Source organism: Beduinella massiliensis, from assembly GCF_900199405.1.
GTDB classification, from domain to species: domain Bacteria; phylum Bacillota; class Clostridia; order Christensenellales; family Aristaeellaceae; genus Beduinella; species Beduinella massiliensis.
Genome location: NZ_LT963430.1, coordinates 513,073 through 529,322 on the forward strand (window position 1 = coordinate 513,073; position 16,250 = coordinate 529,322).

Annotated in this window: 10 protein-coding genes; 9 read left to right on the forward strand and 1 reads right to left on the reverse strand. The window is 66.8% G+C overall.

Annotation, left to right across the window (positions count from 1 at the left end):
• Window position 1 precedes the first annotated feature (1 nt).
• The 8 genes from C1725_RS03110 (at window position 2) to C1725_RS03145 (ending at window position 12,508) form a co-directional block, all read left to right on the forward strand.
• Window positions 2-874 (forward strand): ABC transporter permease subunit, encoded by an 873-nt coding sequence (locus C1725_RS03110; RefSeq protein WP_102410222.1) that lies wholly within the window; start codon window positions 2-4, stop codon window positions 872-874.
• Window positions 875-1,022: 148 nt separating this feature from the next.
• Complete coding sequence (locus C1725_RS03115; protein WP_102410223.1) at window positions 1,023-2,606, forward strand: extracellular solute-binding protein; 1,584 nt, start codon at window positions 1,023-1,025, stop codon at window positions 2,604-2,606.
• Window positions 2,607-2,726: 120 nt separating this feature from the next.
• The gene (locus tag C1725_RS03120) at window positions 2,727-5,141 is read left to right on the forward strand and encodes a hypothetical protein (protein ID WP_146009118.1); all 2,415 of its coding nucleotides are present in this window, start codon (window positions 2,727-2,729) and stop codon (window positions 5,139-5,141) included.
• Window positions 5,128-7,509: a hypothetical protein gene (locus tag C1725_RS03125; protein WP_102410225.1), complete on the forward strand. Its 2,382-nt coding sequence runs from the start codon at window positions 5,128-5,130 to the stop codon at window positions 7,507-7,509. The genes C1725_RS03120 and C1725_RS03125 overlap by 14 nt, the downstream gene beginning before the upstream one ends.
• 40 nt (window positions 7,510-7,549) lie before the next feature.
• Entirely contained in the window at window positions 7,550-8,302 is a 753-nt protein-coding gene (locus tag C1725_RS03130) for an IclR family transcriptional regulator domain-containing protein (RefSeq protein ID WP_102410226.1), read from the forward strand.
• 26 nt (window positions 8,303-8,328) lie between these two features.
• Window positions 8,329-10,740 (forward strand): glycoside hydrolase family 20 zincin-like fold domain-containing protein, encoded by a 2,412-nt coding sequence (locus tag C1725_RS03135; RefSeq protein WP_102410227.1) that lies wholly within the window; start codon window positions 8,329-8,331, stop codon window positions 10,738-10,740.
• Window positions 10,741-10,893: 153 nt separating this feature from the next.
• Complete coding sequence (rbsK, locus tag C1725_RS03140; protein WP_102410228.1) at window positions 10,894-11,865, forward strand: ribokinase; 972 nt, start codon at window positions 10,894-10,896, stop codon at window positions 11,863-11,865.
• Between the two features lie 46 nt (window positions 11,866-11,911).
• Window positions 11,912-12,508: an SIS domain-containing protein gene (locus tag C1725_RS03145; RefSeq protein WP_102410229.1), complete on the forward strand. Its 597-nt coding sequence runs from the start codon at window positions 11,912-11,914 to the stop codon at window positions 12,506-12,508.
• Between the two features lie 66 nt (window positions 12,509-12,574).
• On the opposite strand, the gene C1725_RS03150 is transcribed toward C1725_RS03145, so the two are convergent.
• Complete coding sequence (locus C1725_RS03150; protein WP_102410230.1) at window positions 12,575-14,932, reverse strand: GH116 family glycosyl hydrolase; 2,358 nt, start codon at window positions 14,930-14,932, stop codon at window positions 12,575-12,577.
• 253 nt (window positions 14,933-15,185) lie between these two features.
• On the opposite strand from C1725_RS03150, the gene C1725_RS03155 reads away from it, so the two are divergent.
• A complete protein-coding gene (locus tag C1725_RS03155; protein WP_346026290.1) occupies window positions 15,186-16,190 on the forward strand; it encodes a LacI family DNA-binding transcriptional regulator in 1,005 nt (334 codons plus the stop codon).
• Window positions 16,191-16,250 lie beyond the last annotated feature (60 nt).

Sequence of the window (16,250 nt, forward strand, 5' to 3'; positions counted from 1 at the left end):
CATGGTTGCGACTCGCGAAACGCGGGGGGACAGGGCGTTTACCGCCGGCGTGTACGTCGTCCTGGCGGTGCTGTGCCTGATCGTCATCTACCCCCTCTACTATATGCTGATCGTATCCGTCAGCGACGGCTACGCGGTCATCCGCGGCGAGGTGTCGCTCTTGCCCAAGGGCGTGAATTTCGGCGCCTATTCCTACGTGCTGGGCGACCGCTACATTCCCCGCTCCTACCTGAACACGGTCATCTACACGGTGTTCGGCACGCTCATCAACGTCGTGATGACCGCGCTGTGCGCCTACCCCCTCTCCCGGAAGAAGCTCTTCGGGCGCGGCTTTTTCACGATGATGATCGTCTTTACGATGTTCTTCGACGCGGGCATCATCTCCAACTTCATGGTGGTGCTTTCCCTGGGCATCAAGAACACGATCTGGGCGATCCTGCTGCCGCCCGCCATCAACGTGTGGTACATGATCATCATGCGCACCTTCTTTTCCGACATCCCGGAGGAGCTGCACGAGTCGGCCACCATCGACGGCGCGAACGACCTGACGGTCTTCCTGCGCATCATCCTGCCGCTCTCCAAGGCGGTGCTCGCGACGATGGTCGTCTTCTACGCGGTGTGGCACTGGAACAGCTTCTTCCCGGCGCTGGTCTACCTGGACGACCGGATGCTCTACCCCATGCAGCTCATCCTGCGCAACATGCTGCTCGAGTCGGACGCGGGATCCGCGACGGTTTCCTCCGACCTGGCGGTGATGGGCCGCAACATCAAGTACGCGGCGGTGTTCATCACGGTGCTGCCGATCCTGGTGGTCTATCCCTTTGCGCAGAAGTACTTTGTCAAGGGCGTCATGGTGGGGTCAGTTAAAGGGTAAGATTTGTGACACCCCGGAAAAAGGAGACAACGGAAGCGGCGGTGGGCGCCTTACGCCCCACAGAGCACGCATTTCTTTCGACCGAAAAGGTACGATTCATTTGTCACCCGGGCTTTGGCCTGAAAATAGAGAAAAAGGAGCGAACACGATGAAGACAAGGAAACTCGTATCCCTGATGACGGCGCTGATCCTGGCGCTTTCCCTCGTCCCGGCCTTCGCCGCGAGCGCGCAGGACGCCGAAAAGAGCGACCTGTGGTTTGAGGACGGCCTGACCATCAAGTGGATGACGCGCGAAACCAACCTGCAAAAGATGGATTTGGACGCCCCGGTGCTCAAGGCCATCAAGGACAGGCTCAACGTGACCATTGAGCTGCAGCCGATTCCCTCGGCGGACTACGCGACCAAGCGCGCGACGGTGCTGGCCTCCAACACCATGCCGGACGTGCTGGGCCCGGGCGTGCAGATCAATGAGGTGGCGACCTACGCCGAAATGGGCATGTTCGTGAACCTCGACGAGCACAGGGATTTGATGCCCAACTACTTCGCGCTCGTGGACGCGGAGGATCGCATCACCGAGACGAACAAGTTCCGCGTGAACGGAAGCCTTTATTCCTTCCGCACGCTGGAGTACGACCGCCTGGCCGTCGCCCCGATGCCCCAGCTGCGCATGGACCTGCTGGAGGAGCAGGGCCTCGCGGCCCCCACGACCTGGGATGAGCTGTACGACGCGATGCTCAAGATCAAGGCGGCGCACCCCGACATGTACAGCTTTTCCAGCCGCAGCGGCACCAACTACCTGATCGGCGCGCTGGCGTACCCGCTGGGCACCGGCGGCTTCCCGGGCTTCGCCTCTACCCGCGGCATGTACTACGAGCCCAACGAGGACCGGTACGTCTACGCCCCGACGGACGAAAAGTTCACCCGCGTGGTGGAATTCCTGCAAAACGCCTACAGGGACGGGCTGCTCGATCCGGACTACGCGACCATGAACAAGGACCAGATGTTCGAGAAGCTGTCCAACGGCAAGCTGTTCTGCGTGTTCGACAACAACTCCTTCACCGCCCGCACCTACAACCCGGCGCTGCAGCAGCTCGATCCGAACGCGCGCTTTGACCTGCTGGCCCCGATGCAAAACGCCGACGGCCAGACCCGCGCCTTCCGCTACGAGCGCGACTGGGCCGACCAGACGGTCGTGAACGCCCAGAGCGAGCACTACGAGGACATCCTCAAGGTCATCGACTGGATGTACTCCGAAGAGGGCCGCATGATTACGAACTTCGGCATCGAGGGCGAGCACTACGACGTGGTGGACGGCTTCCCGACCATCAAGCAGGAGATCGTGGATCGCAACGCGAACGCCTCCGACGTGTTCATGGCGATCCAGGGCGAGATCGGCGTCGGCCTGCACGGCTTCAGCCTGTACATCGACGAGGCGACCTACAAGCAGGTTTCCGACCCGCTGTTCGTCGAGATGGGCGAGCGCATCCAGCAGTGGACGGACGACGGCACGGTCGTGTTCCTGCCCAACTGGCCGGCCTTCACCACGGAAGAGGTCGAGGAGATCACCGATCTGGAGCTTCGCATCGGCAACGTCTTCGACCAGGAGATCAACAACTACATCACCGGCAAGAAGAGCATGGAGCAGTGGAACGAGCTGGTCGAGATGCTCAAGGCGCAGGGCACCGAGCGCCTGGAAGAAATCTTCAATGCGGCGTACGACCGCATCCGTTAAGCCCGCGAAATAGAGGGCGGCGTTACGGGGGGCCTGTTCTCAGATGCGCGCCATTTGGGAGCACGGCCCCCTTTTTGCCGAAAAGAACTGCTGGCAGCCCTGCGCTGCAACGGAGGAAACATGGCTGAGCAAATGACGGTAAACCTGGTCGTCCCGCCCTGCGCGGACGGCCTCGCCGCGAAGGCGGCGGACATCCTTTCGGAGGAGCTGCGCCTTAGGGGCATCGGGGCGCAGCGGCGGACGAGCCTGAGCGCGTCGGGCGCGGCCGTGATGATCGGCCTGGAGGCGGACGTGCGCGCGGCCTGGCCGGAGGCGGGGGCGCGGCTCGACGCCTTGGAAGCCCCCGGCGCGGAGGGCTTTCGCATCGCCGTCCTTCAAGCGGACGACGTGCGCGTGGCCGTCGCGGGCAGGGACGGGCGCGGCTGCCTGTACGGCATGGCGCACGTGCTGCGCAAGCTCTACCTGAAGGACGGCGTCCTTCGCGCGACGGCGGAGCTTGCGGATCTTTCGCTGACGCCGCGCTATCAGCTTCGCGGGCACCAGCTCGCCTACCGCGACAAGCAGAACTCCTGCCCGGCGTGGGACCTTCAGGACTTCGACCGCTACATCCGCGACCTGCTGCTCTTCGGCGCGAACGCGATCGAGCTGCTGCCCCCGCGCACGGACGACGCGCTCTACTCCCCGCTCTTCACGCGCGATCCGCTTGACATGATGCTGGACCTTTCCCGCACCGTGCACGCTTACGGCATGGACGTGTGGCTGTGGTACCCGAACATGGGCGAGGACTACGACGACCCGGCGGTCATGGAGGCGGAGATCGCGGAGCGCGAGCGGGTTTTCTCGCAGATTCCGTATCTGGACGCGATTCTCATCCCCGCGGGCGATCCGGGCGAGCTGCATCCCCGCCGGTTCTTCGAGGTGACGGGCCGGATGATGGAGGTGGCCCACCGCTACCATCCGCAGGCGAAGGTCTACGTCGCCCCGCAGGTGTTCGCGCCGGAGCCCGGCTGGTACGACGCGTTCTACGACGAGCTCTCCCGGGAGCCGGAGTGGCTGTACGGCGTGTGCTACGCCGCCTGGGTGCAGGGGACGATCGAGGAGATGCGCGCGCGCATCCCCGACAGGTACAAGGACCGCATCCGCCACTACCCGGACATCACGCACACGGCCTCCAGCCAGTTCGAGGTGCCGGAGTGGGACACCCCGTTCGCCCTGACGAACGGGCGCGAAAGCTACTGCCCCCGGCCGCTGGCGATGAAGCACATCCACAACCTGCACGCGCCCTATACCCTCGGCAGCCTGACGTACTCGGAGGGCGTGCACGACGACGTGAACAAATTCGTCTGGGGCGATCAGGACTTCTGCCCGGAGCGCGACGCGCGCGAGACGGTCCGCGACTACGCGCGGCTGTTCATCGACCCGGACATCGCGGAGGAGTGGACGGAGCTGATCTTTGCGCTGGAGCAGAACTGGGTGGGCGAGGCCCGGCAAAACGAGCGCATCGAGGCGGTATACCGGCGCTTTGAAGAGCTGAACGGGCGCGTGAGCGAGCGCACGCGCCAGAACTACCGCTTCAAGATGGCCTACCTGCGCGCGATCCTGGACTGCTATGCCCGCAGGCGCGCGATCCGGGACGCGGCACTGGAGGCGGAGGCGGTCGCCTGCCTCGCGCGGGCGCGAGAGATCGGCGCCGAGCGGGCGGCGCGCGCGGCGCTGGAGACGCTGAACCTGACGCGGGACGAACCGGAATCGGAGGAGCTCGTCTTCACCATGCAGCGATTGGCGGACGAGCTGCGCGCGACGCCGGGCTGCCGCATTCAGCTCAGCACGCAGCGCCACGGCGGGCAGAAGTGGATTCGCGGCGCCTGGCTGGACACGCTGGACACGCCGCTTAGCGACGACCAGTGGTACAGGCTGCACCTCCTCAGCATCCTTCGGCTGACGGACGAGGGGGAAAGGCTGCGCAGGATCGACGAGCTGCTGAACTGGCAGAATCCCGGCCCGGGCGGACAGTACGTCTGCCTGGGGCGCATCGAGGACTTCAGGGCCCACGTCGTGCCCGAAGCGACCTGGGCGGAGGACCCCGGCCGCCTGCGCACGCCGCAGCTCACGCACGACCCCTACGGCATCCTGATGCAGTTCCACGCAAACAGGGGCTGGGTGGGCGAGTTCCCCATCGCGCTCAACTGGATCCGCCGCGCGCGCGTGATCTACGGCACGCCGCTGGTCGTGCGCTTTGAGGGCCTGTGCCCGGGGGCACGCTACAGCCTGCAGGTGACATACCCCGACTTCCTGCTGCCGGGCGCGCCGGAGGAGGCCTGCGTCAACCTGCGCGCGGGCGGGCGCCTCGTGCACAGCCGCGTGCGCCGTCCGCAGGGGACGCCGCTCTGCCCGGTCTACCGCTACCCGCTGCCGCAGGAGGCCTATCGGGACGGGACGCTCACGCTGACCTGGCAGGTGTACGGAAAGCTTTGCAGCCTCGGCGTGAGCGAGCTGTGGATCATCCGGGAGGAGGGCGAACATGAAGAGGTTTGAAGCGGTTGCGCCGGTGCTCGTATGCCCCGAGGGGCTGCCGGAGCTGGAGCGGCGCGCGATTTCGATTTTTGCGGAGGAAATCTCCCTGCGCACGGGGCTGGAGCTTGCGCAAAGCCCGGTCTTCATGCCGGGGGTGAGCAACGCCGTCATCACGACGGAATCGCGCCTGGGCAGCGTCTGCCCGCAGGCGGCGCGGGCGCTTTCGCGCCTGGAGGCCCCGGGCGCGGAGGGTTTCCGGCTCTTCTTCAGCCGCCGGGGCGACGCGCTCTCGCTGTTCGCCGTCGGGCGGGACGCGCGCGGCGCGATGTACGCGATGGGCAAGCTGCTGCGGCTGCTGCGGCTCTTTCCGGGGCGCATCGAGGCGGACGCGCTCTTTCCCGGCCTGAGCTCCACGCCGCGCTATCCGCTGCGCGGCCACCAGCTCGCCTACCGCGACAAGCAGAACACCCTGCCCTGCTGGACCGAGCGGGAGTTCGACCGCTACATCCGCGACCTGCTGCTCTTCGGCTCAAACGCCATCGAGCTGCTGCCCCCGCGCACGGACGACAACCTTTATTCGCGCAAGATGCGCCGAGACCCGTTTGAGCTGATGGTGCGCCTGGAGAAGATCGTGCACGCCTACGGCATGGATCTTTGGCTGTGGTACCCGAACATGGGCGCGGATTACGGCGACCCGAAGGTGCTGGAGGCGGAGCTGCTGGAGCGGGAGAAGGTCTTCTCCGCGCTGGGAAGCGTGGAGGGCATGCTCGTGCCCGCGGGCGATCCGGGCGAACTTGAGCCGGACGAGCTGTTCCCAGTGACCGAGAAATGTGTTAAAATACTCCATAAATACCATCCGTCGGCCAAGGTCTACCTCGCGCCGCAGAGCTTTGCGCCGCAGCCCGGCTGGTATGACGCGTTTTACCGGCACGTGAGCGAGCAGCCGGACTGGCTGTACGGCGTGTGCTTCGCCCCCTGGGAACAGCAGACGATCGAGGAGATGCGCGCGCGCCTGCCGGACCTGTACAAGGGGCGCATCCGCCACTACCCGGACATCACGCACAACTACGGCTGCCAGTTCGCCCTGCCGCACTGGGACAACTGCTTCGCCATCGTCGAGGGGCGCGAGTGCTATAACGCGCGGCCCCGCGCGATGAAGGCAATTCACAACCACCACGCGCCCTGCACCGTGGGCAGCATCACCTATTCCGAGGGCATTCACGACGACGTGAACAAGTTCGTCTGGGGCCAGCAGGACTGGGACGACCGCCAGGACGCGGAGGAGACGGTGCGCGAATACGTGCGGCTTTTCATCGACCCGGCGCTGGAGGACGAGCTCACGCGCGCGCTGATGGGGCTGGAGGAAAACTGGGACTGCGGGGCGCCCATCGAAGAAAACGAGGCGGTCGGGCGCACCTGCGCGCTGTGGCGGGACATCGACGCGCGCGCGAGCGACGCCGTGCGGCGGAACTTCCGCTACCAGATGGGGCTGATGCGCGCGCTCGCGGACGAATACATCCGCGGCAAGCGGCGCTACGACGCCCGCCTGGAGGGCGAGTGCAAAGAGGCGCTCGCCCGGGCGGAGGAATGGGGCGCGGACGAGGCGATGCGCCGCGCGAAGGCCATCCTGAACCGGGGCATCGACGAGCCGCACGACCCGCAGCTTCGCGCGCGGCTTCAGCGCATGGCGGACGAGCTGCACCGAAGCTGCGGCATCAAGCTGACGACCGCGCGAAGCGGCGGACAGCGCTGGGGACGCGGCGCCTGGATGGACATGATCGACACGCCGCTGAGCGACGCGCAGTACCTGTCGGTCACGATGAAGGCGATTCGCCGCCTGCCGACCGAGGCGGAAAAGCGCGCCGCCATCGCGGCGATGCTCCGGCGCACGGACCCCGGCGAGGGCGGCGTCTACGTGAACCTCGGCAGCGCGAAGAGCCGCGCGCTGCTTTCCCGCGCGCACGATTGGGCGGACGACCCGGGCCTGCTGCGCACGGCCTTCACGGGCATCGACGGCGGCGCGCTCACGGCGGTTCACGAGGACACGGGCACCTACCGCGAGCGGGCGGTGCCGTGGGAGATGCTGTCGCGGGCGTTCACCTATTACGACGTGCCGCTGACGGTGACGGTGCCGGGGCTCGACCCCGCGGCGCGCTACCGGCTGCGGGTGGGCTACAGCGCGCAGCGCTGGCCGTCGCCCGTGCGCCTGACGCTTTCGGACGGCACGGTGCTGCACGAGGAGGTGCCCGCGCACGACGCGGACGTCTCTTATGAATACGACCTGCCCGCGGAAGCGTACGCGGACGGACGCCTTGCGCTCACCTGGCAGGCGCACGGGCAGGTGGGCGGAGCGGGGGTGAACGAGCTGTTCCTCCTGCGCACGCAATAAAACAGAAGCGCGAGCTTCACGAGAGAAGAGGGGCAGGAAGATGGAGCAGGAGTATAAGGTCAAGTCTCTGGCCAAGGCGATGCGCGTGCTGGAGTGTTTTTCGGTCAAGAACCCGGAGCTGGGCGTGACGGAGATCGCCCAGATGCTAAGCGTGCAGAAGAGCACGGTGCACAACATCCTCTCGACGTTTGAAGAGCTGGGCTACGTTTCGCAAAACGCGCAGACGGACAAGTATTCCCTAGGGCTCAAGATGCTCAGGTTCAGCTACATCATCAACAGCCACCTGGACTACCGCGAAATCTTCCTGCCCTACATTCACCGGATCGCCCAGGAGATGAACGAGGTGTGCTATCTGGGCATCCCCTACGGCGCGAGCGTGCTGTATCTGGAGGCGGCCTACCCCTCGAGCGGCGCGAACACCCGCTCGATCACGGGCGAGACCGCGCCCATGTACTGCACGGGCCTGGGCAAGGCGATGCTCGCCTTTCTGCCCGAGGAGGAGCGCGAGGCGGTCATCCAGAGCCCCAAGGAGAAGTGCACCGACTGCACCATTCTGGATCCCGGCGTGCTGCGGGACAACCTGGAGGAGGTGCGCGTGAACGGCTTTGCCGTGGACAACATGGAGCACGAGTACGGCGTGCGCTGCGTGGCGGTGCCCGTCTTCGGGGCGGACAACCGGCTCGTCGCCGCCATCAGCGTGTCCGGGCCGTCGCCGCGCTTCGACCCGGCGACGGTCGTGCGCGCGGCGGACACGCTGCAGCGCATCATCAAGCCCCTGCAGCACAGGCTGTAACCGCTTTAGAATAAAGGAGAAGAAGCATGAGGAACGAGTGGACGTTGCACGAGGCGTCCATCTGGACGCCGGAGCGGGCGGACGCGCTGCTTGAGCGCGCCGCCCAGGTCCTGCAGGAGGAGATCGAGCGGCGGACGGGGCTGCGCCTGCCTCTGACGCACGAGGCCGCGGGGCCCGCGGTCATCCTGATCGCGACGCGCTCGGACGAGCTGCCGCTGCGGCTCCCCGCGGCCCCGGACGGGGAGCCGGGCCCCGAGGGCTACCGCCTGACGGTGAGCGCCTCGGAGGACGTGCGCGCCGCCGCCGTCGTCGGTGCGGACGCGCGCGGCGCGCTGTACGGGGTGGGCAGGCTGCTTCGCTGCCTGCGCTGGCGGCAGGGGGAGGCCTCGCTGCCCGAGGGGCTGAGCCTGACGCAGACGCCCGCGTTTTCGCTGCGCGGCCATCAGCTGGGCTACCGCGCCAAGACGAACGCCTACGACGCCTGGACGCCGGAGACCTACGACCGGTACATCCGCGAGCTGGCGCTTTTTGGCGCCAACGCGGTGGAACTGCTGCCCCCGCGGACGGACGACGACCCGAGCAGCCCGCTGATGCCGGTGGAGCCGATGGACATGATCGCCCGGCTTTCCGAGATCGCGCACGGCTACGGCATGGACGTGTGGGTCTGGTACCCGGACATGGCGGCGGACTACGCGGACCCGCAGACCGTGCAGGCGGAGCTTTCGGAGCGCCGCGAGGTCTTTGCGCGCATGCCGTATCTGGACCACCTGTTCATCCCCGGGGGCGACCCGGGCGACCTGGACCCCGGCCCCCTCTTCGCCTGGGCGAAGCGGGTGTCAGACGCGCTGCACGAGAGCCACCCGGAGGCAGACGTCTGGCTTTCGCCGCAGACGTTTACCCCCAGCAGGGGCTGGACGGACGCCTTTTACGCGCAGCTTGAGGCGGAGCCCGACTGGCTGGGCGGCGTGGTCTTCGGCCCCTGGGAAAAGGACCCCGCGGAGGTGCTCCGCGCGCGCACGCCCGCGCGCTACCCGCTGCGCAACTATCCCGACGTCGGGCACAGCTACCGCTGCCAGTTCCCGGTGCCCAAGTGGGACCTGCCACTGGCGCTGACGCTCGGGCGGGAGTGCATCAACCCCCGCCCGCTGGACGAAAAGCGCATCCACAACGCCTACTGCCGCTCCTTCACCGGCAGCATCGGCTATTCGGAGGGCATCAACGACGACGTCAACAAGTTCGTCTGGCTCGACCAGGAGTGGAACCCGCAAACGCCGGTGATCGACACCCTGCGCGACTACGCGGGGCTGTTCATCGACTGGGCGCAGCGGGACGACATCGCCCAGGGGCTGCTCTCGCTGGAGCGGAACTTCCGCGGCCCGCTGGCGGTCAACGAAAACGTGGAAGTCTGCCTGATGCAGTGGCAGGACATGGAGGGGCGGCTGTGCGCCTACGGGCGGGACAACTATCGCTTTGAGATGGCGCTGCTGCGCGCCTACTTCGACGCCTACCAGAAGGAGCGCTATCTGTACGAGGCGCACCTGGAAAAGCAGGCCGTGCAGGCGCTGCGCCGCTGCCGCGAGGCGGGCGCGTGCCGGGCGATGGACGAGGCGGAGGCCATCCTGAACCGGGCGAGGGAGGAGCGCGTGTGCCCCGAATACCGGGAGCGCATCGCGGCGCTGTGCGACGACCTCTTTGCGCACATCGGCATGCAGCTCACCGTCTCGCGCCACGGCGGGCAGCACTGGGTCCGCGGCGCGTTCGTGGAGTGCCTGGACATCCCGCTGAACGACTACCGCTTCCTGACGGCGCAGTTTGCGCGCATCCGCGCGGCGAAGAACCCGACGGAGATCCTCGCCAGCGCGAACCCCGCCGCGCCGGACGACAAGGCGGGCGTGCTCTTCGACGGCGACGAGGGCTACCGGGTGGAGCTGCTGCTCCGCCTGCTCAACCGGACGAACCCCGGCCCCGGCGGCTTTTACGACAACCTGGGGAGCTGGTCGAGCTGGCACCGGATCAAGGATCACGACCGCTACGAGGAGGACCCCGGATTCCTGCACTCGGCCCTCAGCTCCTTCGTGATGCAGCCCCCGCACGACGAGATGGACGCCTACGACATGCCGCTCGCCTGGCAGCTCAACGCCTGCGCGATGTACATGACGCCGCTCACCGTCTGCTACGACGGCCTGGACGCGGACGCGGACTACCTGCTGCGCACGACCTACCTGGGCTACTTCGGCCAGCACGTGAAGCTCTGCGCGGGGGAGATCCCGGTGCACGATTACATCGTCACCGACCGCCAGATGCTGACGCTGGAATTCATGCTGCCCCGGGCGAGCTATCGGAGCGGAAACCTCGAGCTTACGTTCACCGCCCTGGACGGCGAGCGGGGCATCAGCGTCGCGGAGATCTGGATCGAAAAGCTGCCGAAGAGGCTTTGACGCGCGGGGACGGTTCGCGCAATCCGGCAAAAATCGAAACAAAAGCCGCAAGCGAGCTTATTGCCCGGCCGAAAAAAACGCAATAGAATAAAGGAAGAGGAGCAGGGGCGGGGGAGGAATCCCCCGCCGCTGTGAACGGATGGAGGAATGCTTATGGACAGGAGACCCAAGATTCTGGTGGTGGGGAGCCTGGTGATGGACCTGATCGTGAGCACGGGGCGCTTTCCGCAGAGCGGGGAGACGGTGCTGGGCCTCGATTATCACACGGCTTCCGGCGGCAAGGGCGCGAACCAGGCGGTGCAGGCGGCGCGCCTGGGCGCGGACGTGACGATGGTGGGCCGCGTGGGCGAAGACGATTTTGGGCGGAGCATGGTGAAGAGCGTGGGGGACGCGGGGGTGAACACCTCGCGCATCCTCCGCACGCCGGACGCGTGCTCGGCCATCGGCAACGTGCAGCTGGAGGTGCAGGGGGGCAGGACGGCCAACCGCATCATCGTGGTGTCGGGCGCGAACATGAAGATCACGCCGCAGGACGTCGCGTTCCTGGAAGAGGAGATCGCGCGCTACGACATGGTGATCCTGCAATACGAGATTCCCATGCAGATCGACGAGATCGTGGCCGCCTACGCGCACGCGAAGGGCGTGCCGGTGATGCTGAACACCGCGCCCTCCGCGCCGACGAGCGGGGAGCTGCTCGCCAACGTGACGTACATCTCGCCCAACGAGCACGAGGCGGAGGACCTGACCGGCATCGCGGTGCGGAGCGCGGAGGACGCAAAGCGCGCGGCGGACGCGCTGCTCGCGCGCGGCGTGGGCAACGTGCTCATCACGCGGGGCAGCGAGGGCGCGGTGCTCAAAAACGACCGCGAGTTCATCGTGAGCCCATGCGTGCGCTGCGAGGACGTGAAGGACCCGACGGCCGCGGGCGACAGCTTCGTGGGCGCGTTCTGCGTGGCGGTATGTTTGGGCGCGCCGCACGAGGAGGCGCTGCAGTTCGCGAACTGCACGGCGCACATCACGGTGTCGCGCCTCGGCGCGCAGCCGAGCCTGCCGACGCTCTCGGAGGTGGTCGCGCTGATGCGCGAAAAGGGATTCGACGCGGGGCGCTACGAAGCGCTCTGCTGAGCCCATGGGGCGAAGGGATCGCCCGACATAAGGAGGAACGACGAACATGACGGCACTGGAAACGTTTATTGAAACCCAGCGCGCGGAGGTCGAGCGCACGCTCGCGAGCTTTGACGCGCACACGTTCGACGCGGCGGCGCAGATCATCTGGGACGCGCAGGCGGCGGGCAACCGCATCCACATCACGGGCATCGGCAAGCCCGCGCACGTGGCGGGCTACATGGCCTCCCTGATGTCCTCGACGGGCACGCCGACCTACTTCCTGCACGGCACCGAGGCGGTGCACGGCAGCTGCGGCCAGCTCGTCGCGGGGGACGTGGTGATCTGCATCTCCAACAGCGGCGAGACGGCGGAGCTGAAGGCGACGGCGATGGCGGTGCGCAACAACGGCTGCAAGGTGATCGCGGTCACGGGCAACGCGGACTCGTGGCTGGCGAAGTTCGCGGACGCGCACCTGCTGGCGCACGTGGAGAACGAGGGCGGCCCGCTGAACCGCGCGCCGCGCGCCTCGATCCTCTCGGAGACGCTGGTGCTGCAGGGGCTGTCCGTCGTGCTGCAGGACAAGCGCGCCATGACCCCGCAGGAATACGTGATGCGCCACCCCGGCGGCTCGCTGGGCAAGCTGCGCGAAGACGAAAAGTAAAGAGAAAGAGGGCCTGCCCGGCGACGCCGGGCAGGCCCTCGCTGTTATGCGGGATGGTTTTGCCGGTTAAAGCGGCGCGCCGCCGAGCACCTCCACCCGCTGGGAAAGCGCCCCATCCTCCCCGCGCGTCTGGTGCAGCACGCCCCAGCGGCTGCCGTCGGAGAAGAAGCAGTGGAAGTCGTCCTGGCAGACGCGGGGCGAGAACGTGAAGCCGCCCTCCGCGCGGGGGGTAAAACCGCTGAGCGCCGGGATCAGGCCCCAACTGGCGAGGGAACGCGCGTAGTGGTAGCCGCACTCGATTTCGCTGAAGGGATTGCGGCGGACGCCGTCGTAGCGGCGGCGCACGGCCCGCACGATCTCCAGGGCCTCGTCCACCATGCCCTCGCGGACGAGCAGCGTGGCGACCTGGTATTCGACGCCCGTCCAGACCTCGTCGGAATAGACGAAGGGGAAGTCCGGCTTGCCGCCGTCCGGCCAGGAGCAGAGCACGAGCCCGGGCTCGTCCGGCGCGACGTACAGGCGCTGTAAACACGCGCCGCGCGCGTCGCCGGTCAGGAAGTTGTGGCGGAAGATCGCCGCCGCGGCGCTTTGCAGGTGTTCCTCCGGCAGCAGGCCGCCAAGTCCGGTCAGGCAGGCCAGCGTCTGCCCCAGAAGCTGGTCCGACAGGCAGCCCCGGCCGAACTGGTAGGGGTGCGCGTTGGGCGCGGATTCGAGCTGCACGTAGTATTCGCCCGTAAAGCATCGCTCGTCCAGCAGCTTCGAGCTGCGGACAAAGCGCTCGCGGTACGTCCCGGCGTCCTCCGGCAGGCCGAGGGCGCGCGCCATCTCCTCCATCGCGCGCAGCGCCGCGAGGTAGAACACGCCGCTGAGCGGGTTGACGCCGAAGAACTCGATGTCGTAGGTGTTGTGCTGGCGCGCTTCCAGCAGGCCGTCCCCGTCCGGATCCCAGGTGCGCTCCGCGTACGAAAGCGCGCGCTGCGCGGCGGGGTAGACCGCACGCAGGAACGCTTCGCCCCCGCCGAGCAGGTATTCGCGGTAGGCGCGGACGATGGTGCCGAGCTGGCCGTCGGCCGCGGCGTGCATGTCAAAGGGCGGGAGCCCGAAGCGCTGCTGCGTGCGGAACGACATCTTGCCGTCCGCGGCCGTCTCCACCAGAAACTCGTTGAGCCGCGCGGAGCGCTCCAGGCCGGGGAAGAGGAAGGCGGCGGCCTGCGCGTAATTCCACACGTGCGTGCAGGTGCCGTGGCAGCTCCCCTCCTGCTCCAGACAGCCCTCCCAGGCCATGAAGGTGCCGTCCTCGCACCGCCAGCAGGTGTTGGAGCGCAGCACCGTCAGGTTGGCGGCGGCGGCCTCCACGACCTGCGGCGGCAGGGTGCTGCCGTAGAGCGCGTCCGAAAAGCGGCGGGAGGCGGCCTCCAGGCGCTCGGCATTTTGCAGCAGGCAGGCGCCCGCCTCCCAGGCGTCCGAGAAGCGCGTGGCGTAGTGGTTCTTCATCGTCCGGCCGGGGTTGTCCTGCGCAAACCAGCCGCGCACGCGGTTGGGCACGTACCAGCTGAGGACGAACGTGAAGTCCGCGCTCCCGCCGGGCGCGATCTCGCGGCGTACGCCGACCGTGCCGACCCGGCAGCCCGCGGGGCCGATGGCGCTTTGCGCGTCCGCGCCCTCCGCCTCCGCCTGCAGCTCTCCCCGGCAGAAGCTGTCCCAGAAGGAGGTGACGCCGTCCCACCAACCGCCGCGCCGCCAGGCGGGCAGGATGAGCGCATCCTCGCCGGGGGTCAGAATCGCGTTGTTGGCGTACGTCAGCGCGTCCGCCGGCACGGCCCTTCCGTCCATAAACAGGCCGCTGACGCCGCCGGCGCGGCGCGCCTCGCTGAACGTCTGACCGGAGGGAAGGTAGTTTTCCATGCAGTCAAAGCCCGTGTGGTTGTGGATGTCGGGCATGGAGCAGGCCACGAGCACGCGGGCGGGCGAGCCGGAGACGTTGCGCACGCGGAAGCGGAAGAGCGCGGCGGGAATGCCCGAGTCGTCCTCGCAGAGGGGAATCAGCGGGTTGAAGGCCGTGAGCGATACCTGAAGCGGCAGGGCGTCGTCCTCAAATTCGACGCGGGCGAACGGCACGTTGACCTGCATGGTGGACGCGGCGAAGCGCGGCAGCCCCATCACGCGGTGCGGATGGCAGCCGCGCGCGAGGTCGAAGTCCGGGGTCTGGGGCGCCTCGAGCACGCGCGTGTCCGCGTGGCCGGCCCATTCGCTGTGCATGGCAAAGAAGCTGTAGGGAAGCTTCTTGCCCTGCGAGGGACGGTTGAAGATCTCAAACTCCGTAAGCTGGCCGGATGCGTGCAGCGAGATGGTGCCGGTGCCGATTCCGCCCAGGGGATAGGAAGCGTGGGGCGCTGTGTTTGCGTAGATGGGCGAGGGATTCATCGATGCGGCCTCCTTTGATCATGGCGCGTGCAGGTTATAGAATCGATGTCATATCGAGCTGTTACTTGGAAGGATAACGGATATGGCTTATAAAGTCAAGTCGGTTTTGTTGTGTTTTCCTAAAATGTGTGATAAGATGGGGGCAGGCGGAGAACGGATGCGCCCGTTCAGGGCGAAGATTGCAGAAAACTCCGCGGCGCCGCCGAAAAATATGAGATCGATATTATACGGCGCACATGAAGGGGAGAGACGGATGGCAACGATCTATGAAATCGCGCAGGAGGTGGGCGTTTCGCCTTCGACGGTGGCGCGCGCGCTGAGCGGCAAGGGATATTGCAGCAAGGAAAGCTACGACAAGATCATGGAGGCGGCTCGGCGGATGCAATACGTGCCCTCGCACGCGGCCCGCACGCTCAAGAGCAAGCGGACGAGCAAAATTCTGTTCTGCATCCCCGATTTGTACAACCCCTTTTACTTCCGCATGATCAAGGGGGCCAGCGACGTGCTGGACGCGCACGACTACTTCCCCGTGCTCTGCCACACGCGCGGCGAACTCAAGAGCGAGCTGCAGATGCTCAGAAATTTGCAGGAGGGGTATGGGGACGGCATGATCTTCGTCTCCTTTGACTTCAACCCCGAGAACATCGCCGCGGTCAACGGCTGCGGCATGCCCGTCGTGCTCACGAACAGCTATCAGTCGCCCCGCGGCAACGACCGGTTCGACTGCGTGTACATCGACACCTACGAGGGCGTGCGCATGGCCTGCGCGCACTTCATCCAAAAGGGGCACCGCCGCATCGGCTACATCGGCGGCGACGCCTCGGTGCAGACCGGCCGGGAGCGCTTCGCGGGCTTCGTGAAGGCGATGGACGAGGGAGGCGTCGCGATCGACCAGGCCCTGCTCAAGGAAGGGGATTTCTCGCGCGAGAGCGGCGAGTCGGCCATGCGCGAGCTGCTCGCCGCGGGCGAGCGCCCCACGGCGGTCGTCGCCGCCAACGACCTGATGGCGGTGGGCGCGCTGCGCGTGTGCCAGCGCGCGGGCGTGCGCGTGCCGGAGGAGGTCGCGCTGATCGGCATGGACAATTCCGACGTCGCCCTGTACACCACGCCGGAGCTTTCCTCCGTTCAGATGATGGAATACGACATCGGCCAGATCGCCGCGCAGCTGCTGATGGAGCGCATCTTCAAAAAGCGCGAGGAAAAGAAGACCGTGCGCCTGCAGCCCTCGCTCGCGCTGCGGGCCTCGAGCGGCGATTGACGGGGCATACTGTACCAAAATTGCAAAAACATATTGACACTTCATCCAGCAAGGACTATA

Bases quoted from the DNA above. Each gene is read 5' to 3' on its own strand.
- C1725_RS03150 (WP_102410230.1), bottom strand. From the start codon at position 14,932: ATGAATCCCTCGCCCATCTACGCAAACACAGCGCCCCACGCTTCCTAT.
- C1725_RS03110 (WP_102410222.1), top strand. From the start codon at position 2: ATGGTTGCGACTCGCGAAACGCGGGGGGACAGGGCGTTTACCGCCGGC.
- C1725_RS03115 (WP_102410223.1), top strand. From the start codon at position 1,023: ATGAAGACAAGGAAACTCGTATCCCTGATGACGGCGCTGATCCTGGCG.
- rbsK (WP_102410228.1), top strand. From the start codon at position 10,894: ATGGACAGGAGACCCAAGATTCTGGTGGTGGGGAGCCTGGTGATGGAC.
- C1725_RS03125 (WP_102410225.1), top strand. From the start codon at position 5,128: ATGAAGAGGTTTGAAGCGGTTGCGCCGGTGCTCGTATGCCCCGAGGGG.
- C1725_RS03155 (WP_346026290.1), top strand. From the start codon at position 15,186: ATGGCAACGATCTATGAAATCGCGCAGGAGGTGGGCGTTTCGCCTTCG.
- C1725_RS03135 (WP_102410227.1), top strand. From the start codon at position 8,329: ATGAGGAACGAGTGGACGTTGCACGAGGCGTCCATCTGGACGCCGGAG.
- C1725_RS03145 (WP_102410229.1), top strand. From the start codon at position 11,912: ATGACGGCACTGGAAACGTTTATTGAAACCCAGCGCGCGGAGGTCGAG.
- C1725_RS03120 (WP_146009118.1), top strand. From the start codon at position 2,727: ATGGCTGAGCAAATGACGGTAAACCTGGTCGTCCCGCCCTGCGCGGAC.
- C1725_RS03130 (WP_102410226.1), top strand. From the start codon at position 7,550: ATGGAGCAGGAGTATAAGGTCAAGTCTCTGGCCAAGGCGATGCGCGTG.